Annotated in this window: 11 protein-coding genes and 1 pseudogene; 5 read left to right on the forward strand and 7 right to left on the reverse strand. The window is 66.4% G+C overall.

Annotation, left to right across the window (positions count from 1 at the left end):
- Nucleotides 1-813: a hypothetical protein gene (locus tag C3489_RS39305; protein ID WP_258054643.1), complete on the forward strand. Its 813-nt coding sequence runs from the start codon at nt 1-3 to the stop codon at nt 811-813.
- Nucleotides 814-870: 57 nt separating this feature from the next.
- Here the strand turns inward: C3489_RS39305 and C3489_RS40010 are convergent.
- The 5 genes and pseudogenes from C3489_RS40010 to C3489_RS11220 all read right to left on the reverse strand — a co-directional run.
- Nucleotides 871-1,221 (reverse strand): annotated as a pseudogene (locus tag C3489_RS40010) (histidine phosphatase family protein); the annotation flags it as partial.
- 10 nt (nt 1,222-1,231) lie between these two features.
- Nucleotides 1,232-1,495 carry a GMC family oxidoreductase gene (locus C3489_RS11200; protein WP_219821944.1) on the reverse strand — a complete coding sequence of 88 codons (264 nt, stop codon included), beginning with the start codon at nt 1,493-1,495 and terminating at the stop codon, nt 1,232-1,234.
- A gap of 676 nt (nt 1,496-2,171) precedes the next feature.
- Nucleotides 2,172-2,804 carry an SMI1/KNR4 family protein gene (locus tag C3489_RS11205; RefSeq protein WP_181139631.1) on the reverse strand — a complete coding sequence of 211 codons (633 nt, stop codon included), beginning with the start codon at nt 2,802-2,804 and terminating at the stop codon, nt 2,172-2,174.
- A complete protein-coding gene (locus C3489_RS11210; protein WP_103781597.1) occupies nt 2,804-9,292 on the reverse strand; it encodes a polymorphic toxin-type HINT domain-containing protein in 6,489 nt (2,162 codons plus the stop codon). Before C3489_RS11210 ends, C3489_RS11205 begins: the two co-directional genes overlap by 1 nt.
- 538 nt (nt 9,293-9,830) lie before the next feature.
- Nucleotides 9,831-14,144: a LamG-like jellyroll fold domain-containing protein gene (locus C3489_RS11220; RefSeq protein ID WP_103781599.1), complete on the reverse strand. Its 4,314-nt coding sequence runs from the start codon at nt 14,142-14,144 to the stop codon at nt 9,831-9,833.
- Between the two features lie 686 nt (nt 14,145-14,830).
- Between C3489_RS11220 and C3489_RS11225 the strand changes: the two genes are divergently transcribed.
- On the forward strand, nt 14,831-15,535 hold the full coding sequence (locus C3489_RS11225) for a hypothetical protein (protein WP_103781600.1): 705 nt from the start codon (nt 14,831-14,833) through the stop codon (nt 15,533-15,535).
- A gap of 949 nt (nt 15,536-16,484) precedes the next feature.
- Here C3489_RS11225 and C3489_RS11230 read toward each other — a convergent pair.
- Both C3489_RS11230 and C3489_RS11235 read right to left on the reverse strand, forming a co-directional pair.
- A complete protein-coding gene (locus tag C3489_RS11230; protein ID WP_258054655.1) occupies nt 16,485-16,781 on the reverse strand; it encodes a transposase in 297 nt (98 codons plus the stop codon).
- Between the two features lie 927 nt (nt 16,782-17,708).
- Nucleotides 17,709-17,888 (reverse strand): ATP-binding protein, encoded by a 180-nt coding sequence (locus C3489_RS11235; protein WP_374936730.1) that lies wholly within the window; start codon nt 17,886-17,888, stop codon nt 17,709-17,711.
- Nucleotides 17,889-18,153: 265 nt separating this feature from the next.
- Between C3489_RS11235 and C3489_RS11240 the strand changes: the two genes are divergently transcribed.
- From C3489_RS11240 to C3489_RS11250, 3 genes are read left to right on the forward strand one after another with little or no spacing between them, the layout of a single operon-like run.
- Nucleotides 18,154-19,083 carry a site-specific integrase gene (locus tag C3489_RS11240; RefSeq protein ID WP_258054644.1) on the forward strand — a complete coding sequence of 310 codons (930 nt, stop codon included), beginning with the start codon at nt 18,154-18,156 and terminating at the stop codon, nt 19,081-19,083.
- Nucleotides 19,080-19,394: a helix-turn-helix transcriptional regulator gene (locus C3489_RS11245; protein WP_103781602.1), complete on the forward strand. Its 315-nt coding sequence runs from the start codon at nt 19,080-19,082 to the stop codon at nt 19,392-19,394. Before C3489_RS11240 ends, C3489_RS11245 begins: the two co-directional genes overlap by 4 nt.
- A gap of 15 nt (nt 19,395-19,409) precedes the next feature.
- Entirely contained in the window at nt 19,410-21,032 is a 1,623-nt protein-coding gene (locus C3489_RS11250; protein WP_103781603.1) for an integrase, read from the forward strand.
- The last annotated feature ends 9 nt before the right edge of the window (nt 21,033-21,041 follow it).

Consider the following 21,041-nt stretch of genomic DNA (forward strand, 5'->3'; position numbering starts at 1 on the left):
ATGCCTGCCATCGACCAGCTCCTCGCCCGCGCCCGTCTCCACCCCCAGCCCAACGTCCCCGACGACACCGTCCCCTACGAAGACACCCCCTACCCCACCGACCTGCCACCGGCCAGCCCCCGGCCCAGCACCACCGAACTCCCCGACCAGGCCGCAGCTGACCACCTACGTGCGCTGTGCGAGACAGCCATCGCCACCCTCACCCCGAACACACTGGACTTCCTCACCGACCAGATCCCCGACCTGCACTCAGCCTGGCTACTGGGCTGCGCCCTGCACGTCGCCGGCATCGAAGACGGCGCCCGATTCTGGTGGCAATACGCCGCAGGCGACGGCCACGCCCTGGCCTGCTACTCCCTGTTCCTCTACCACCAAGCCCGCGCTGAACAGCACGCGGCGGACTTCTACCGCTGCCAGACCCAACTGGAGACCACCATCCACACCGACACGCTCACGGTGGCCGGCACCTGCCCACCCCAGGAGATCCGCTTCGACGCCAGCCTCCCCACGCTCCTGCGCACCCTCAGCCGGCTCGCCACGGCTCCCGGAGCCACTCCCCGGCGCCGCCGCCACCGCATCATCGCCCTGACAAACTACGTCGCGGAGACTGTCACCCGCCACTACAGGCGCCATCCCAACGTGGAGCTCCCCATCCCCGAGCCCCGCTTCGCCGACCGCGTCGAATGGCTCTTGACTGCCACACTGCCCTGGCCGAGACACACCAGGCCATCCCGCACCCCCGGACCAGCACTGCCTGCCAGGCGTACAGCACGCCCTCCCCATGACCCGGCAGCGGCGGCCACCAGGAAGTAGTGGACATCCAGCCACGAGCCATGGTCTGCCGGGTGGCCACAGGATCGGAGGTTGGGGTTGGGCGTCGGGCGAGCCTTGGAAGGCGTCTTCGACTTCGCGCCAGGACCGGCCGTCGGCGTCCCCGTGCTCGGGCCCGTCGAGTCCGGGATCGGTGATTAGCGGCAAGTCGAGCGCTTCAGCGAGGATGGTGCCGGTCTCATGGACGCGTGGCCGGGTCCCAGCACGCACGGCGTCGAAGACCGACCCGCCGCCCTGTGCCTCTGCGGCGAGGTGGGCGGCCAACAGATGCGCCTGGTGGTGGCCGGTGCTGGTGAGTCCGGTGCAAGTTTTGGGGCCGCCGACGCGTCCTTCGACGTTGCACCGGGCTTGGCTGTGGCGGGCAATGACCAGCCGCGCCGTGACAGTCACCGCGTTGCTCTCAGAGGGTGGCGGCGAGCTTGTCCGCCGTGTGCAGGGTGAGGGCGGCCAGGGTGAGGGTGGGGTTGGCGGTGCCAGCAGTGGGGAAGACCGCGGAGCCGACGACCCAGAGGTTGGAATGGGCGTGGGAGAGGCCGTCGGCGTTGACGACGGCGGTAGCTCGGTCGGCGCCCATGCGAGTGGTGCCCGTTGGGTGGCCTGCGCCGTTGTACTTGAGCGTCGGCTGCAGGGGGTCGATGTCCTCGGCGCCGGCGGTGTCCGGCACTGCGCCTGGTCCTGGTCAGTAGCCAAGGGTAGTGGGCTGAGGATTTGGTTTAGTTTGCCGGAGATGGCGCCCGGGGCGCGGACAGCAGCGCGCTAGCGTTCCACTCATTGACGCCAGCGCGCTGGGCGCCCCTCCGGCAGAACTTCTCGACTTCGAAGGCAACCCCGTCTGCTTGCCGTCAACCGTCACCTGCCTGCGTCATGGTTGGGCCAATCGAGCAGCCAAGTCCGCGGCTTCTCCCGTGCGCTGGCCGAGGACCCGCAGGACCTCGGTTGTGATCTTTACGGCTTCCGCTCGCCGCTCCCGCAGCCGCGCAAGCAGCGCCTGAAGTTGCCCGATTAGGCGGGGAATGTGGGGCCTATAGGCCGTTCGAGGTATGCCGCTTGCCCGCCGTTCGTACTCGGACGGGCAAGCGGTTATCCGCCTGGGACAGAGGACTTGGCGTGGTCTGAACATAGCTCTGTAGTGGTGCGCTGCCCAGAGTCTTACTCTCTCGCGGGGAAACCCGTGCGTGCATTGCGTCGCGCAGGCGCGGTTACCTGCCGGGCGCAACTAACGATTGCGCCGTAGAAAACGGAGCCTTGAAGCCCAGGACGTCGCACGCTTGGATGCGTCCTACGTGGAGGTCGGAGACCATCGGCCACCGACCTCCAATCCAGTCATGCTCTAGGGCTCGTCAATCGGTGACGGAATACTTGATCATCGCCCCATCCGGGAGATCTCGGATCTGGACAGCGAGTTCCGCGCGCAGTCTCATCCCTTTTGAGGATTCCAGTGCATGGAGGTTTTCTACCTCGTACTCTCCTCCAAGTACGAATGGAGTCTTGGGTAGGAGGCGGAACCCCTCAAGAATGGGCCCATTCCTGACCTGCCAGTCGTGCGCCAAGGGGAACCCGGTCTCGACTTCGAAGTCGGCAAGTAGGCGGCTTGCCCATTCGTCGATACTGGAAGCCATGGGAAGTCCCTCGCCCGTCTCCGGATCGAACGAAAAGACGGTTCCGTCCTTCGCTGCGAACTGCCCACCGAAGATGTCTTCAGCGAAGAAGAGGTAGCTATCTGCCATGCCTCTGTACCTGGAACGCCAAAGCTCTGAATGGTTCCATCTTTCGAGGTCCATTGCGCCCGTTGTCGAGCGCGTTGGAAATACATGCAATGCCGACTCGAAAGCGTAGAAACCGTTCACTGTCTCCAGTACTTCTGACAGCTCATCGCCCAGACGGCCAAGAGTGCTGCTCAGCTCAAACGGGCGGTTGTCTGATGACAGTGGCGGCGTGGCAAGCGCGAGGAGTTTCCTGGTCGAGTCTCGCATTAACACACCACCACGTGAACGACGGTTCCGTCAGGCAATCCTGAACACTGGTGCCCCATGGATGATCCGGCCCCTCTGTTGTCGCTGCGATCAATTGGCCGGACGCTCGAGCCTGTACCACCCTCTTCAAACATCGCGGGCGGATACTCGTCGCGATCTTTTCCTGGCACTGTCTTGTGACCTCGCATCGATTCTTTGCGCCTCTGCTTTGCGCCGCTTCGATCGATTGTCAAGTGGTCAGGATATCCAGCCGCTTGTGCATCTTCGACGTGCTGCGCTGTTTCCGGGTAGTCGCTCCTACTGATCACAACGTCAGGGACGCCATCGCAGTTGTGAACCAGGACCGGTGTGGCTCCCGCGAGCACATAGTACGTGTGGATGCCGGTGATGGTGAGGTCGTGGGTGCGCTGGTGCTCGTCGAAGTGGCGGGTTGCGGTGAGGGTGACGCTGTCGCCGGACGGCGTCTGCAGCGTCATGCCGGGCTTGAGGTCGCCGGCTTCGACCCACCGGTGTTCGGAGGGGATCCAGAATGGGTGGGTCGTGGTGGAGACCAGTGCGGCAGGCTTGCCAGCCTTGGTCGTGATGGTGAGGTCGACGAAGTGCTTGTCGTCCTTGGTGACGATGGTGCCGGCGACCTCGCGGACGGTGGTTTCGCCGGTTTTGGGGTCGGTGACTATGACCTTGTCGCCGAGGGCGATGTCTTCGATGTTTTTGGTGGAGCCGTCTACGAGTAGGATTTTGGTGCCTGGCAGGAAGCTGTGCGGGACTGTGCACGAGCCTTTACCGGCTAGGTCCTTCACCTTGGCACGGGCTGCGGCTAGAGCGTCTTTCGCCTTGCCGAGGGCTTTGGAGTCTTCCCAGAGTTCCTTGACGCCCTTGATCAGTTTGTTGACGAGTCTGGTGATGCGTTTGACGAGTTTCCAGCCCTTGGCCCAGTCCCAGGGCTTGCCGTATTTACGCAGGAGTTTGCCGGCGATTCCGCCGGCGAAGCTGCCGGCGATGTTGAGTGCGGTTTCGCCGCATGCTCCCAGGTCACCGCTGGAGAAACAGTCCAGGGCTGCATCGACGCCCAGTTCCTCCATGGCGATCTTGGCAAGGGTCTTGACCGTCTTCTGGAGACGCTGCTTGGTGTGATTGATGTTCTGCTGGGCGCCCTCGACCTCACGAGCGGCCTTGTCCTCGTCGTCCTTTGCCTTCTCCGCGGGCGTGGTGTTGACGGGGAGTCCGCCGGAGCACTGCCGGTAATATTTCGTGCACTCGTCGTACATCAGGCCCGACGGATCAGACAGCGTAACGGGGCTGTTGCCCGCGTAGGCGTAGCCGTTGATCTGTTGTGGCTTGGTGTAGTCGATGATGGGGTCGACGGAGATGAATTTGCCGATGCCCGGGTCGTATTCACGCGCCCCGATGTGTGTCAGACCGGTTTGCAGGTCGAGGGTGCCGCCGACGAAGCCCTTCTCTCCGGGGAAGGTGCCGGTGGGCTTGCCGCGTTCGGCGCCGTAGGGGTCGAAGCGCCGCTGGGAGACCGCTCCGGTCGTGGCGTTGATGGCGAGGCTGCTGGTGCCTTGATGGTCGGATCCGAGCCAGGACAGCGTGCCGTTGGTTTCGCGGACGGCGATGGTCTGGCCGGCGAAGGTGTAGTAGCGCGTGGCCTGGACTTCGGTGCCGCCCTTGGGGAGCTTGAGCTCCATGCCAGGCAGGTAGACGGTGGTCGCGGTGGCGTCGCGGCGTATGACGCGGTCGCCAGAGGCGTCGTACAGGTACGTCGTCTCCTTGCCGTCTGCTTCCGTGGTCTTGGCTAGCTTGCCCTCGGCGTCCCACTGGAGGGTTTGGGTGTTGCCGCCGATGGTGCGGGTGTCGGTGTTGCCGGCCTTGTCGTAGGTGTAGAGGGACTGGCGGTCGCCGGTCGGGGTGTTCTCCACGACCTTGGTGAGGGCGTGCGGGCCAGCGTTGTCGCCGTAGCTGTAGGTCCGCGTGATGTTCTTCGACGCGTCCAGGCCGGTGTCGTGAACGATGTCCTGGGTGCGGTTGCCGATCGCGTCGGCCGTGTAGGACTTCCAGTACGGTGCCGGTCCGCCCAGTGCCTTGGTGCCGGGGGCGTTGGTGCAGGCGCTGGGGGTCTTGCCGTTCATGGTGGCGCCGACCGTGCCGGAGCCGGTGGCTTCGGTCTGGGTGGCTGCCGGGGTCCAGGCCTCGGCCAGGCGCTGGCCGGAGTCGTAGGCGAAGCACTGCACGTCCGGCGTGGTGCCGCCGAGGTCGGAGATCGAGAGAATGTTGCCGGCCTGGTCGTAGGAGTACTGCGACTTCTTCGCCGGAGTGGTGATGCCCTCAATGTCGATAGTGGAGTTGGTGAGCCGGTCGGTGCCCTTCTCGTACAGGAAGGACTGCTGGACCTTCTTGCCGCTGCCTGTGGACAGCATCAGGCTCTTGAGCTGGCTTTTCTCGGTGTAGAGGGTGTCGGTGACGTAGTCGGAGACCGTGCTGGTCATGGAGACGGGACGCTGCAGACTGTCGTAGTCGTAGGCGAACGTCTCAACGGGCAGGCCGCCCGCGGCCGGCATGCCGGTCGTGTCGACGGTGCCGTCCAGCTGGTAGGTGGTCGTGAAGGTGTAGGTGCCCTTCAGATTGCCCTCAGAGGCCGGCACCACATAGTCCGTGCGCAGCGGCCGGTACATGGCATCCCGGCCCTGTACGACGCTGGCGAAGTACTCGGTGGGGCTGGTGTAGCGGAGTTCGGCGTAGGCCTCGCCGAGGTATCCGGGCCGGTCGTAGCGGGTCTCGGTGAGCTTGGTGCCGGTGTTGGCCTCTCCTTCCCAGGTGAAGGTGGGGCGGCCGAGCTTGTCGTACTGGTAGGAGATCTTCTTGTTGTTGCCGTTGATCGTCCACTTGGGACGGTCGAGGGCGTCGTAGGCGGTCTGCGAGGTTCCGGCGTCCGGGTCGATGCTCTTGGTCTTGCGGCCGAGCAGGTCGTACTCGTTGCGCCAGACGTTGCCCTTGGCGTCGGTGACGGTCTCCAGCTGGCCGCGCCGGGTGTAGGTGTACTTGGTGGTGTCGTACTGGGCGGGGCCGGTGGGCTGGGGCGAGGCCGAACGGTAGTGCCTCAGCTCGCTGACCCGGCCCTGGGCGTCGGTGATCGTGGTGGTGGGCACGCTGCCGGTGGGCGGGTCGACGTGGGTCTGGTTGCCGTCGTAGATGGTGGTGGTGCGCCACTGCTCGTCGCCCCCGATGAGGGATATCTCGGCGGTGGTGCGGCCCAGGCCGTCGTAGGTGTATGCGGTCTGGGCGCCGACCTGGCCGTCGGTGACGGTCAGCAGCTGGTCGGAGGGGGCGCCGGCCGCGTTGTAGGTGGCGTTGGTCTTCTTCGGCTTGCCGGTGCCGTCGTAGAAGACATCGGCGACCATGCGGCTGCCGTTCGCACCTTCGGTCTGCAGCTGGCGCGCGCGCAGCAGGCTGTCGTAGTGCTGGTACTCCGCGCCGTAGGTGCCGTCGTTCTGCAGCTTTTCGGTCTTGACGACGGTGGTCAGGTCACGGCGGACGTTGTAGGAGTACTTGATGCTCGGCGTCGTAGGCGAGGAACTCTTGCTGCGGTCGGCGAGCCAGACGGAGGTCAGCCGGCCGAGCGCGTCGTACGCCAGATCCGTGCGCTTGCCGTTGGGGTCGGTCTGGCCGGCTGAGATGCCCCAGGCCGGGTTGTAGTCGGTCGTGGTGACGTGACCGAGAGCGTTGGTGCTTCTGGCCTGGGACAGCAGGCCGTTGACGTCGGTGTACTCGATCGTGGTCGGGTTCTGCTCCGCGTCCTTTTGCAGCGTGGGCCGGCCGTAGATGTCGTACTCCGTGGTGCCGGTCACCTGGTAGGTGCCGGTGGTGCCGTCGTGGGCGGTCAGCCGCTCCGTCTTGACCGCGTTGCCGTAGTCGTCATACGTGGTGCGCTCATCGGCCATGACCTGCGTTGCGCGGTCCGGCGTTGTGGAGCAGTCGACGGTGAGCGCCTCGCTGCGCGCGGGGAGGTCGTAGAGGTTGTGCGTGGGGTCGTCGGCGTACCACAGCGCGGTGCAGGTGTCGTCGCTCGGGGTGGAGACGTCTCCGAGGTCTTCGGTCTTGGTCAGCCGGCCGTTGGGCGCCGTCAGGTCGTAGGCGTACCTCGTCTTGGTGGCGATCCAGGTGTTGTCGGGCTTGATGGTGTAGCCGCGGCTGACCGTCGACAGGACCCGTGTGGCGTAGGTGGTGACCGAGACGTCCTTGTTGGTGGCCGGGTCTTTCCAGGTCCGCGTCTGGGTGGCGGTGTTGCCCTTCCACGGCTCGCTGATTGTCTTGGCGACGACCTTGCCGCCGGTGGCGTTGTTGTAGGTCTGGGCCTCGATCTGGAAGCCGGTGAACTCCTTGTGCCCGGTGTATGTCTTGCCGGTGGAGTCGGTCACGGTCTCGGTGCGGGTGGTGCCGTCGGGCAGCTCGTCGCCGTTGAGGCCCTGCAGGTAGGTGTAGTCGATGCGGGTGGCGTTGGTCTGTCCGTTGCCGCTGGTGACGGTGACCTTGCCGTAGCCCTGCCACTCGCTCCAGGTCAGGTATTTGGGGTCGGTGATGCCGTCGGGCTCGGCGTGCCGCCAGCCGGCCGCCCCCTGGTAGGCGTAGTGGGTGACCAGGTCGTCCCCGCCGCCGGTGCGGTCGGTCTGGACGATGTCCTGGACGACGTACTTGTGGAACCAGTCCGTCTTCGGCGCGATGGAGCCCGGCGGGGACCAGATCACCGGATAGCACCGCTTGGTGGACTCACCCGGCTTCGGCAAAGACGTCGGGGTGCATTCCCGCGGCGCGTAGGTGATGTCCAGCTGCGCGCCGGTCTCGCTGACCACGGTGGCCAGGCGCAGCCGCCGGAAGGGGTCGGTGTTGTCGGTGTCGCTGTCGACCCGGTTCATCAGGTGGGTGCCGCCGAGTTCGACCGAGGGCATCGTGAGGCTGCCGCCTACCTTGCCTTCGTGGTCGATCTTGGACAGCCACAGGGTCTTGGTGTCGTCACCGTTGTCGGTGAAGAGGTGCGTCAGGGTCCAGGCGTCGACGTTGGCGTATTCGCCGGCGACGGAACTGGTGCTCATCTGTGTGGTGATGCGCACCAGCCGCTTGGTCGTCCAGAAGGTCTGCGTGGACTGGCTGGCCGTGCACTTGGTATTTGCGGCGCAGGCACGGTCGACAGGGGTGTCGGGCCAGTGCGTGGCGTTCGCCATCGTCATCTTCGACGGGGCGCAGTCGAAGGTGACGATTGGGGGGTCGTCCGTGGTGGTTTCCGGAATGCACCGCTCGGCGGTGGTGAACCAGACCCGCGCTGGGGCCTTGGTGGTGTAGACGGCATTGTCGCGCTGGCCGTAGTCGATGCGCTTGAGGTAGCCGCCGCGGTGGTAGGCGGTGCCGTTGACGTCCGTCTTGCCGTTGAGCGCGTAGTAGTTGGTTTCCGCGGCATAGAAGTACGACATGACGTTGCCGTGGAGGTCCTTGACGTAGTCGAGGTTCCACCGCCAGGCCTGCTTGCAGTACGCGCTGGTGAAGGTCGCGTTGTAGCAGGGCTCACCGGAGTCGTCACCGAAGACGGGCGCGGTCCAGGTGGAGGCGGTCACCTCCTTGCCCGTGGTCCAACCGGGCAGACGGTTCAGGCCGAAGTAGTACTCCGTGCCGTCCGTCGTGGTGATCTTCCAGTGCTCGCCGTCGTTGTCACCGTTGCCGGTGACGTAGTCGGCGCTGGTCAGCTGCTCGATCTTCGCGCCGTTCTCCGAGGCGAAGTGCCACTTGCCGCTCGCGTTGTCCTTGACCAGGGTGCTGGCGCTGCCGTTGAGCATGACGGTGGCGTTGTCGAACGCCCAGCACTGCTCGCTGGAGTCGGCGTGACCGTCGTCCGAGCACGGCTTGTACGTGCGCTCGATATAACCCGGCTCGTAGCTGAAGCCCTCACCGATCCAGGAGCCCTGGTTGTTGGTGGCCGAGGTACGGCCGTCCGCCGACTGAGAGGAGTAGCCCAGTCCGATGGTTGGCACCAGCCCGCCCGGAGTGGGCACCGTGCGCAGGGGGTAGTCCCACGAGAAACCACCCGAGGAGTTGGCCACCGACCAGCTCGCCGACGGCGCGAGCGAGGTGGCCTTGTAGTCCCCCTTGGAGGAGGAGTCGCCGGCCGACAGCCCGTACACGGTGGGGCCGCTGCTCGATGACGTGGCACTCACGTCGGCAGTGACCGTACGGGCGCCTGGGTTGTTCACCGACTCCACGGCCTTCGGGACCGCGGTGCAGCCCGCGCTGCCGGGGGCCTTGGTGAGGGCGCAGGCCGGCAGCTCCAGCAGGCGCAGCCGGGAACCGTAGGCACCGCCCGCACCGTCCGCGAACTTCGAGTAGTCGAGCGAGATCCGCAGCGGAGCCGGGGCGGAGGCGGCGTCCTGACGCTGCACGGTCAGCAGTGCGGCGCTGCCCCAGCGCGTGGCCTTCGCCGAGCCGAGGGAGGCGATCTTCACCTTCCCAGGCGGCGCTGCCTTCGCGGCCTTCTTTCCGGAGGCGGGGGCAACCGTGACCGGGAGACCACCGATGTCCGCCTTCGCAACGGCCGACGAGAGGGCGCTCCTGGCGGAGCGCGGCGCGGCCGACGAAAGGGTCAGCTCAGCGCTGCCCGCACCCGGCCAGGCCGCGGGGGCGAGGGTCTTGACTGCGGACTTGCGTGCATGGTCTTTGAGACGAAGCTTCGCTTTCGCCGCGTCCTTACCGGTCACGGGGTCGGGGTTGTCGGGCAATCCCGGCAGCCCGGCTGCCTTGGGCTGGACGGGCACCGCCTCGGCTGCGCTGGCCGACAGGGCCAGCGACAGAGCAAGGACGGTACCGGTGACCAAGCGCCTGGGCATACGGGCGGCGAGCAAATGGCCGCGTATGGGCATGAAGGTCTCCACGAGGGAACGGATGGAAGAGTGCGACGAGTGCGTGCGCGCAGGTCGCGTGTGAAAAGAAGGGAGCTGGGTTGGGCAGCCGTCAGATGCGACAGCTGCCCAACCTGCAGGAGTTCTAGATGCCGGGGTCGGCCTGGAGGCCCTTGAGGAGCCTCAGCCCGTTACGGTCAAGGGCACCTGCGTAGAAGCGAACCTCGTCGACGGCGCCGGCGAAGTACTCGCCGCCTGCAGCCTTGGCGGAACGGCCCACCTGGACGGCGCCGACCGAGTTCCACGGCGAAATGTTGAGGCGCGCATCATCGGGGGCGCTTGCGCCGTTGACGTAGAGGCGCACCTGACGTGTCACGGCGTCATACACCACGGCGAGATGGTCACCGAACCCGTCCCGCGTCGGCTCGGCCTGCGCCGTCGACGTGACGACCGTGGCCGGCGCACCAACCGTGTCCGATGCGGTCACCACGGCCTGCCAGCGCTGGGTGGGCGCGTCATACCTGACGACGAGACGGTCGGTGTTCTGGCCCGGGAGGGCCAGAACCGTCTGCGACTTGTCAGGGTCCAAGGAGGTGAGGCGAGCCCGCAGGGCTATCGTGTAACTGCCCGTCTCAGAGACAACAGGCGCGGAGGTGGCCGCCCAGTCGTTCACACCGTCCAGCTCCAGGTGTCCCTGCCCGGTCAGCGCCTGAAAGTCGTCCAACGCGTCGGTGGCGACGTGGACCTTGGCACCTTGCAGCGTCAGCGGCTGGCCGTCGGCCTGAACGTTCGTGACGCTGGTGTCGGCCGCCGCATCGAACTGCCAGTACGCCTTACGGTCGGGAATGGTGCGCTGGAACTGCGCCACTTCCGCAGCGGAAACCGTCCGCGTAAAGGCGCGGACATCTGCGATGTCGCCCACGAACTGGCTTCCGTACAACGCCCCGGTCTCGGTCTGGCCGGTCTTGGCCCGGCCGATCTGGAAGTCACCGCCCACCGTCATGGTCGAGGTGCGCGCGGCCGTGGTGGCCGCATTGTTGTTGACCTGCAGGGACAAGCGCGGTCCGGTGGCGGCCTTGCCATCGAACATGGCCGTCAGGTGAACCCACTGGTTCGCTGTGACACTGCCGGCGGCCTTCACCCGCCAGCGGGTGGTCGTTCCCGCGTCGGTGCCCGGCGCTTCGAAGAACCACCCCTTGTCGCTCGCGCTGTATCCGAGGACGAAACCAGCGTCGTTCAGACTGTCCTGGCTCAGGAGAGCCATGTCGTGGTCAAGGGTGGCAGGCTTTACCCAAGCACTGACGGAGAAACTCTGCGTCGGATCGATGACAGCGGCCCGCTTGAGCGGGTCGGTGTCCGTGTCCGCGGCCTGCACCGTGAGGTAACCGTCCGCCGTACCATCCAACCGTGCTGCGGAGTCGGTCCTGGAAGCCGGGCCCGGGACGCCGAAGGTGACGCCTGAACCCGCCATGGCGGGCGCGCGATCCATCTCTTCAACGGCCTTGACGGAACCCGGCAGGTCGCCGAGGTTCCATTGGCCGACGGGACCGTCGTCGACGACCTTGAACGAGTACTCGGCCCTGGCGCTTGTTCTGCCGGCAGCGTCGTAGGCCTCGGCGGACAGGGTGTGTCGGCCTTGCCAGGTCGGCGTCCAGGTCACGGACTTCGACGCTCCTCCCGAGGTAGGCACGGGATCCTGGACTTCGTCGTCGATGGTCCACCGGTAGCCGACGACGTCGGTGTCAGCGGCGTCGAAGCTGAATGTGCCGGACTTGCCCACGCCGCTGCGCCACACCTCGTCGTCCTTGTACGGCGCACCGGCCACCGTCGGCGCCTTCGGCGTGACGGCGTCGCGCTTGACGTAGCAGCGACCCACCCCATTCGCGGAGCTCCATGGCCCCCACTGGTCCCCGTCGAAGGCGCGGGCCTGGTAAGAGATCGTCGTCTCGGCGGGGATACCGCTGTCCGTGCTCCAGTTCCCGCTCAGGGGAAGCATGCCGTCCGCGCCGTAGACGAAGGACAGGTCAGCGACGTTATTGGTGAGCTCGTTGTTCAGGTAGAAGTAGTGCGTGTCGGGCCGCCACACGCCGACGGTGTCGATCTTGTCCTTGTCCCAGTCGCCCACGACAGGCTTGTCGCCCGCGCTGCCGTAGCGGATCTCGTTGCTGTTGCCGCCACCGCTGTTGGAGTTGCGCAGGTAGATCATGATGTTCGACGAGTCGTACATCCCGATCGTGTCGTAGCCGTCGCCGTTCCAGTCACCCGTGATGGGCGTCATGCCGGTGGCACCGTAGACGAAGGACACGTCCGTGGTCGTATTGGTGTGCTCGTTGTTCAGGTAGAAGTAGTGGTTGCTCGGCCGCCAGACACCGACCGTGTCAGTGCCATCGCCGTTCCAGTCGCCGACCACAGGGATGTCACCGACGGTGCCGAACTGGACAGCCCAGCTGTCGGGGCCATCGTTCTTATTGCGCAAGTGGAAGATACGAGTTGCGGGGTCGAACATGCCGATCGTTTCGACACCGTCACCGTCCCAGTCACCGGTGAGCGGAACCGTTCCAGCTTCGGGGAAAGCCGGCTTGGAGTCTGGGAAGCCTGCCGTCGCCGTGTTGCGCAGGTGGAAGGTACGCGTCGAAGGCTCCCACATGCCCACCCCGGCGCCGAGCGCCGGCTGGACCACCTGGTGGGAGAAGACCGTGCCAGGGTTCGGGGACTTGTACAGGGTGTCCGCGAAATAGCTGCGCTCAACACCGCCCTTGTCCTTGTAGAAGACCTGGAACTGCACCTTCACCTGGTCGGTGTAAGAGCTGGAGTTGTCCGCATCCCTCGCCTCGGTCCGCAGCTGCGGAAGCGAGTCGATGTAGGGAGCCTTGTTGGCGTCGACGACGCACTTGCCGCCCGGGTTCGACGACATCAGCGACGTCGCGACCTGCGCCGGTGGAGTGTTGTACGTGATGGACAGGTAGCTGTTGCCGCAGATCCTCTTCCAGCCGCCGTACGTCGACTCATCCTTCGCCCGTAGGCCCAGCGACATCGTCGACCAGCCGCCATACGCCGCGTCCTGGACATCGGTGAGGAGCTCGCCGTTGCTGAAGTGCAGATTGGCCGGGCTCGAGCAGGTGGTCGGGGAGATCTTCTGGTCCACCGTCATCAGGTAGTCGGACCAGGAGCTTGACGTGTTCGACCAATTGCTGGACGAGGTGATCGTGTAGTTCTGCCCGCCGATCCGGTACAGATCGACCGGTTCCGCCCGCGCGTCCGCCCAGTACACGGCCCCGACCCGGGCGGAGAACGACGCCGAAAGGATCTTCTTCCCGCTGTAGAAGGACATCGGGACGCTGAACATCAGCCGGCGCACCCCGATCCCCGCGCACTGCGTCGGGTTGTAGTCGGCCGGGCACTTGCCCATGCCGGCATGACCGGAGTACTTCCAGTCCTGCTCACTCGGCATCCCCGACATCACCGACGTCCACGCGGTCGCCCCCGTGGTCCGCGGCGTCGGGTCGAGCACCACCGGGTAGTGGGTGCTCTTGCCACGCAGCAGCTTCAGGTCGGGCTTGAGGGTCAGCTTGCCCTTCGCCACATCGACGTCCAACGGAGCCTTGCGGCCCCCGTCGGCCGCATCCAAGGCGGGATCCGAAACCGCGGTGGACAGTGCCGTGCGGGCGGCGGGCGCCGTGCTCGTCCCGGCGGCTGCCGAGGAGTCCCACATACTCGCGCTGCCCGACTCGAAAACCGTGCCGCCCACGGCGGAGTCGACGGCCTCGAGAGCACCGCTGTCGGTCTCGGTGACCGTCAGGCCCTTCGTCGTGAGCCCCAGCTCGATCGACTCAAGCTGCGAATTGGCAGCAGCCTCCGCCGTCTTGACGACGAGGTAGTGCGAAAAACCCTCGACATCGGCGCGGACAGCCAGGTCGACACCGGGAAGGACTTCCGCGTAGCGGGCAGTATCGCCCTCCACGTGCGGTGCGGGCAGGACGCCGCCGGGCCAGGTCAGCGCGTACTCGCGCCCGACCCGGTTCATCCGGGCGAACGGACCCTCGCCGCCGTCGGAGAACTCAAGCCCCACTGTTGCGGCCTTCGGCGCCCAAGTGCCGTCGCCCTGTTTCACGAGCGTGTCGTCGACCGGCACCCAGCTGCCATCCTGCACGGTACGCACCGGCTGCGTGTACTCCCGCGCCGTGAAAGAACCGTCTGCGTTGGCTACCACGTCACGGCGTTCACCGCGCAGGTTGAGGGCCTCCACCGGCTGGCCGCTCTCCTTGGCGGCCGCCTTGGCCAGTTCTTCGTTGGCTGCCTCGCCCGATTCGGCTGCGGCGGCAATAGCGCTGGCACGGAGCGCGGTGGCCGTGTCCTGGGCGCTGGCCGGCAAGGCCGAGACGCCTGCCGCCGTTACGGTCGTCAGCGTGGCGATGACGACCCCGTACGTCGCTCTGCGGCGACGTTTTCCCCTCCCCATGAAGGCCCCCCGACCTGTTCAAGTGAATGTAAAGATCATGTAATCAGACACGGAACGTTACCTGTCGCGCACACTTTCGGCACGTGGGATTTACTTTCCACTTACATCCCAAGAGCCCCTACCGGGCATATCGGCACGTGATTCATCTCACGTCCACCTCTCGGTTCAGCGGTCGCCGCCCCTGCACCGTGCTTCGCCGTGAGGGGACGAACGCTCCTCCTCGGTGATCCACGCTGCCGTCGTTTCCAAGGTCGCTCTTGGTGCTGGCCTCATCAGGAGCCGGTCGTCAGCGTGATGCGGAATGCCAGTGCGTGCGGATGGCCGCGGGACGGCCGATGGCGGGGTTCACGCGGAAGGCCACGCCGTAGTCGCGGGCGAGCTTCTTGGTGGTAAGGGGGTTTGCACTGCGTTGAGGTCGACGTAGAACCCATCGGGATTCCGGCCAGCCTCGCCGACGCGTTGCAGGACTGGCTTGGGCTGGCGTCAACGACAGACGAGGACGTCGCCCAATTCGTGGGCTGGAGTGTGGAAGAGGTCGCCCGCCACCGCGAGGAAGCCTGACCGTCGTACAGCGCGCCCCTGGGCTCTTCGGTCTGGGGGCGTTGTCGCATTTCAGGCCGGGGTTGTCAGTGCATGCGCGTACCGTACAAAGCAAGTCCTACTCGAAGCGGCTGCGGGGAGTGCCGATGGACGACGACTTTGAGCGCGACAGCGACGAAGACCTCTTTCGGAACCCGGTCTTCTTCGAACCGGCTGGTTGCAACCTCGACCTGGACCGGGCGGACCTCGGCCTTCCTCAGGGCGAGGGCCTTCTGGACGAACTCCTTCGGATGCGCAACCGTGTTCCCGTCGAAAGGCGTGGGCTGATCTGCCCCGACTGCCGGGCTCTCCGGGGCCGGCGCGTCCCCATGTACCTCGTCCAGCGCGACGGAGTGCTGCTCGCATCCCACTACCGCAAGCCTGGCGAGAAGCCCATTAGTCACGAGTCGGACGAGCATCTCGCCCGGAAAGAACGCGTAGCGAAGGACTCCGAAGACCACGGTTATTCCGCGGACATCGAGTCGTTGGCCGCCGACGGGCACGCTCGTCTTGACGTTCGCATACGCGGCGCCAACGGCATCGTCCTGGGCTACGAGCCTCAGCTGAGTGACCAGACCGCCCGGGGAATGCGGGTACGAGAAGGGTTCCGTCGCCGCGGTGGGATCCAGTCCGTGTGGGACTTCACGGACCCCGACCACTCGGGTATCGGCGCTGTCCCCTACGTTCGCACACCGAACCTGCCGGCCTCCGTCATCCGCGTCCAGGAGAACCCCATCGCGATCCGAGACGGCAACTTCGTCGTCGAGGAAGGCCAGTGCAGCCCAAGGGGCGCGATCGCCCGATGCCCGTAGAAGCCGTACGACCCGGAGAACCCGGCTGACGCCGGGTACTGCGGAGACTGGCACCGCATCCTCGTTCCCGTTCACCAGTCAAGGACCTTCGAGGGGACCGGCCGCCTGACCCTGACTCAGTTCATCGTGGAAGCGGCGGCCGGCGAGCGTGTCCCGTTCGTGCACAACGGCCTTCACGGCTGGCTCCCCTCACAGCAGTGGCAGAAGTACCTGGAAGCGAACGGCCCCGCCTGGGAAGACAAGGAGCGCGCGTCACCAGTTCGGCAGGGCGACCGGCGGGACCGGTGCACTGAGGATCGTCCGGCGTCAGAGGTGCGTGCCGCGCCGAAGGAGAGGTGCGGGAGCCGCACGATCGTCCTTGAGAGCCGACCCGCCCAGGAAGCGGAGCCACACCAGGTTTCCGTCGATGCATCAGGGCAACCGATCCCCCTTTGCCGCTTCGGGTGTGGCATGCCCGCAAGCATGCCGGGGCCGGAAGGGCTACCGGAGCACTATTCGTGCCGCAGGAAGAACGAGGACACGCAAGGGAGTGCAGGAAAGGCGGCATAAGCCCCTTTGCGGCAGTACCCGGCCCGATCTCCCACGGGTCCCCCATCGGCCGGGTCAGACCGTCATCCGTGACCAGCCGGCGTTCCGGGGCCGTCGCGTCCAGCTCCCAGTATTAGAGGCAGCCCTGGCATCGGACCCCCTCCACCAGGGCGTCGCCGTTCGGTTCGGGCAGTCTGTGCAGTCCCCACGCCGTGCACACGCTTGACCGGTAGCCCCCATGGGTTCGACGGTGCGCGACGCTAGCCGGGGCCGCGGAGAGGGCGTAGCGGGCGCACAGGCGTACGAGCCCAGCATCCCGCCCCATCAGCCAGTTGAAGCCATTCCCGGCGCCTGTCCGCCCGCCGTGCCAGCAGGAACCGAGGCGGTCGAAGATCACGAGTGGGTGCTGCCGTTCTGACGATCACGGCGGCTGAGCGAGGACCAGCGTCTGGAGGAGAGCGAAGGACGCTCGCCCGTATGACCGGCGTTTGATCAGCTTGATCCGTGTGACCTGGCCTTCGACGGCCCCGGAGCTCCAGGGCAGGCTGAACCCGTTAACGACCGCATCCCAGTCATGTTGGAGGAATGTGGCGAAGGACTGGATCTGCTTCGGTCCGTCGCTCAGGTCATCCATTGAACGAGTTCGGAGCCTCGCCGCTCGCGGGCTATGGCGTTGAAGGCATGCGCGAGGTCGCGGGCAGCGCTCAGATCGGGGCAGGCCTCCATGACACGGTCCAACCGGGTGCTTTCACTGTTGGTCAAGCTCTCAGGACGACGCTTGATCCAGCGTCCTTTACCCGCGAGGCCCTGCGCCGCGGCATGCCCGTGCCGACCGCAGCCGTGGAATGATGGCGATTCCTGAAAACGGCCGCTGATGCTCTTCGCCCCACTTCGTTCACCGTTGAAGGGTGTGGGGAAGGTGGGGAGCGAGGAGCACGTGCGCGGGCCCGCCGACCGTCAGGTCGGCGGGCCCGGTGATCAGTGACGGTCAGTGGACGACTGTCATGGGGTCCTTCTTAGCGGGACGATGTCAGGGCTTGTGGTGGGGACGGAGGGGCGGGCGGCTTCAGGGGTCGCAAGAAGCGCGACAATGGTGACCGGCTGGTTGCAGTGGGGGCAGCTCCGGGTCGCGGTCGGTTCCAGCGGGTCACGCTCGGGAGCCACTGGTTGGCGTGAGGGAGACCTGCTGAGGGTTCTGGGGGGCGGTGGCAGCTCTGCCCGCGATGGCAGAGGTGTGGTTTCGGCGAGGCGACGGGCACGGTCTTCGTCTCTCGCCTGGTCGCGTCGGCGCTCAGCGTCTTTGCGGCAGGCTGGCGAACAGTAGATCTGGCGCGTCGTTTTGAGGGTCGCGAAAGGGCCGTCGCAGACTGGGCAGACGCGCTGTTCCCGGATGTCGTCGCTGGTGCGGGCGGCGTTGCGGCACTCTTCGGAGCAGTAGGTCCGGCGGCGGGCGACTGTGGTGGTGAACTCGTTCTCGCAGGCCGGGCACGTCTGCCGGGCCGGTTTGTTGTTGCGGTTGGCTGCTTTGCAGGTGGGCGAGCAGAAGACCTGTCGGCTGTAGCGGTAGGCGACGGTGAAGACGGTCTCGCAGACCGGGCAGCGACGGGCCATCTCGGGTTCGACCTCGGCGGTGTCGGGAGCGTGGTCAGGAGACACGGGCGTTCACCCCGGCTCGGATGGATTCGGCCTGGTTCTGGTGACCGCGGAGCCGGTAGGAGGGGCCGTCGATGCCGGCGACAGCGGCCCGGTGCAGGAGCCGGTCGAGCATCGCGGCAGCGACGGTGGCGTCGCCGAAGGCGCCGGCCCAGTCATCTGGGGCTGGCACTTGTTCCCTCACACGGGTTGCCGCTGCCACCTGGCCGTATCCCTCTCCTGAGGTCCTCGTTGGTTCTCGCGGTAGCAACCTGACTTTCAAGGTGCTGCCTTGACCGTTCAGGTGCGAGGAAGGTGTGCCGGTGGCCGAGGCGAGACTGCAGGTCATCGCGGGCGGGGCCGTCCCTCAGGCCCCGCTGACGACGGATCCGTGGCAGTTCCAGGCGGCGTGTGTCGACGCATTCGTCGCTTCGTGGAGGGCTCGTGGGTTTTGCCCGGTGACCGTCGACAACGACATCGGGCTGCTGGAGCGGACCCTCACGGCGCTCGGCCGACCCGCGTGGGACGTGACGCCCGAGGACATCGACCGCGTCGTCGGCGACCTCGCGGTCCAGGGCCGTAAGACCTCGACCCGGCGCGAGTACGTGCAGATCTTCAAGGGCTTCCACCGGTTCCTGCAGGCCCGCAAGGCGGCCGAGATCGAGGCCGCGTTCGGCGTCCGGCTGGTCTGCCCGGTCGACGAGTTCAACGCTTCCCGGCATGTCGGCGACGACTCCCCGGCTCTGCTGCCACCGCCGACACCGGAAAGGGTGGCCGTGTTCTTCGATTTCATCAAGCAGAGGATCGCCACCGCCCGGAAATACGGACCCGCCGCCCGGGACTATGCGATGTTCCGGACGCTGTATCACGCCGGGCTCCGCTCGGAAGAAGCCTCGCTGCTGGAGAAGCCGGACGCGCACTTCGCCCGTGGCCCATTCGGCAAACTCCACGTCCGCTTCGGTAAGGGCGCCCACACCTCCGGGCCCCGCCCTCGCTGGGTTCCCATGCTCGACGGTCTCGACCTCGTGCTTCGGTGGTTCCTGGAAGACGTACGTCCCAAGTTCCCCAGCTCGCCAGTGCTGTTCGCCGACGAGTCCGGCGGCCCTCTGCATCGCGGCACGATCCGCAACCGGCTGCGGTATCTCATGCAACTGGAAGGGCGGCCGGCCGACGAGCGGTTCAGCCCGCATGCCCTCCGGCGGGCCTGTGCGACCCACAATTACGAACGCGGCGTCGACCTGGTGGCGATCCAGCAAATGCTCGGACACTGGACGGTCAGCTCGACCATGCGATACGTCCGTCCCTCCGCGACCTTCATCGAGGACGCCTATCAGCGGGCGGTCGCCAGCACCCTGGCCGAGCTGACGGGGAAGGACACCACGGCATGAAGATCCGGTGGCGGTTGCGAATGGCCGCTGCCCAGCGAGAGGTATGGACCGGGACGGAACTGCGGCGGCTCCTGGCCGAGAAGGCCGGCCTGGAGCTGTCCTCGGCATCGGTGTCCGCACTGTTCACCAAGGAACCATCGCAGATGAAGATGACCACGCTGGCCGCGTTGTGCACCGCGCTTGAGTGCACCCCCAACGACCTGATCGAGGTCGACACCACCCCCGTCGAGCGGCCCATCGCTCCACCCCGGCCGGTCGCCGACCTTCCGCAGGCGGCCTCCGGAAGGGGCCGGTCGATGCCGCCGCTGTGATCGGCGGAGAGCGAGATGGGCAAGAAACAACGAGACTGCGTCACCTGCGGGGCTCCCGTCGGATTCCTCGACCGGCTGCACTGCTGCCGGTGTCGGCGCCAGATCGAGGAACAGGCGGCCAAGGCGATATGCCCGGCCTGTGGCAAGGACCGCGTGCTGCAGCAGGACACCGGCCGGTGCGTCACGTGCTCCCGCGTCTGCGAAGAATGCGGCCATCCAGTCCGCTCGGCCGACACCCGACTGTGCCGGGACTGCCGCCGCAAAGCCGGGCAGATCGCAGCCCAGCAGGTCTGTCCGCGCTGCGGCAGGCCCGGCTATCTGCGCGAGGACACCGGCTGGTGCGGTCACTGTTCCCGGCCCCGCCAGGACAAACAACCGCCGCGGACCTGTCACGAATGCGGCCAGGTGCGACGACATGCCGGACTCGGGCTGTGCTCAGCATGCTGGCAAAAGCATCCCGGCCGCCCCTTCATCCGCGGTGAACACCTCCGTGACCAACTCACCGACCCGCCGGAGTGGCTCGATGCCTTCGTCGCCCGTGTCGCGGGCAACCACTGCGTCTCCAGGGCCTGTGGCTTCGTCACCGACTTGGGCCGACTCCTGAAAGACGAGCACTCCAATTCACCCCAGGCCCTGCTGGAGCGGTCCCGCAGGCCGGGGCGGTCGATGGGCTCCTTCGCCCGTGCACTTGAGGACTTCTTCACCCTCCATAGCCTGGCCTTGCCCACTGACCAGGCCGAACAGCTCGCGGCCGGTCGACGTAGACGCCGCATCGACGCGGTCCCCGACCCGCTGAAGCAGGCCGTGATCGCCTTCGATGCCTCCCGCATGCGGGCCCAGCAGCGGGCCCGGCGGGCCGGCACCCGCCCCCGTAGCAACCACACCTTGGAAACAGCCCTGACCATCCTGCGTGACCTGGCCCTCTTCCTGATCAACCAGCGGAACAAGAATGACTGGGCCCTCACCGATGTTCACGACGTCGAAGCGTTCCTCGCCACCTTGCCCAAAGCACGCAAGCGCCAGCTGGTCGTACTGGGCCAGTTCTTTCGCTTCGCCCGGACCCAGCACATCGTGCTGATCGATCCGACCCGGAACATGACCTCCAAGAGTTCGAAGGGCTTCCGCGGCAGGACCCTCACCCTCGACCAGCAGCGCTATCTCTTCCGCCGCTGGACGACCAGCGAGGAGGTCCATCCCCACGAGGCAGTCGTGGGAATACTCGCTCTGCTGCATGGCGCCTCCAGCTCAGAGGCCCGAATGTTGCAGGTCAACGACGTGGACCAGCAGGCCCAAACGGTCCGGCTCGGCAAGCGGCCCCATCCTGTCCCGCTCGATCCCGCCTCATGGACGGTGCTGCAACGCTGCCTGGCCCATCGCCAGGCATGGCGGACCGACAACCCTCACGTCGTGGTCACCAAAGGAACAAAGGCCGGGCGGAACCCGGCCTCCACCGCATACCTCTCCCACGTCCTCGACGACTGTGGCTTCCCGCCCCGGATGATCCGCAGCACCCGCCTTGTCGACATGGTGAACACAATGGACCCCAAGCTCGTCGCCGCCGCCTTCGGCATGGACCCTCAGGCCACCCTGATCTATCTCGCCGACCACATCGACGAGGGCCGTCTGCCGGCTCCGTGACCACTCCGC

The sequence above is a fragment of the Streptomyces sp. Ru71 genome, assembly GCF_002920535.1.
In the GTDB taxonomy this organism is placed as follows: domain Bacteria; phylum Actinomycetota; class Actinomycetes; order Streptomycetales; family Streptomycetaceae; genus Streptomyces.

Coding starts and splice junctions, on each gene's coding strand:
- C3489_RS39305 (WP_258054643.1), top strand. CDS start 1: ATGCCTGCCATCGACCAGCTCCTCGCCCGCGCCCGTCTCCACCCCCAG.
- C3489_RS11205 (WP_181139631.1), bottom strand. CDS start 2,804: ATGCGAGACTCGACCAGGAAACTCCTCGCGCTTGCCACGCCGCCACTG.
- C3489_RS11220 (WP_103781599.1), bottom strand. CDS start 14,144: ATGGGGAGGGGAAAACGTCGCCGCAGAGCGACGTACGGGGTCGTCATC.
- C3489_RS11225 (WP_103781600.1), top strand. CDS start 14,831: ATGGACGACGACTTTGAGCGCGACAGCGACGAAGACCTCTTTCGGAAC.
- C3489_RS11245 (WP_103781602.1), top strand. CDS start 19,080: ATGAAGATCCGGTGGCGGTTGCGAATGGCCGCTGCCCAGCGAGAGGTA.
- C3489_RS11250 (WP_103781603.1), top strand. CDS start 19,410: ATGGGCAAGAAACAACGAGACTGCGTCACCTGCGGGGCTCCCGTCGGA.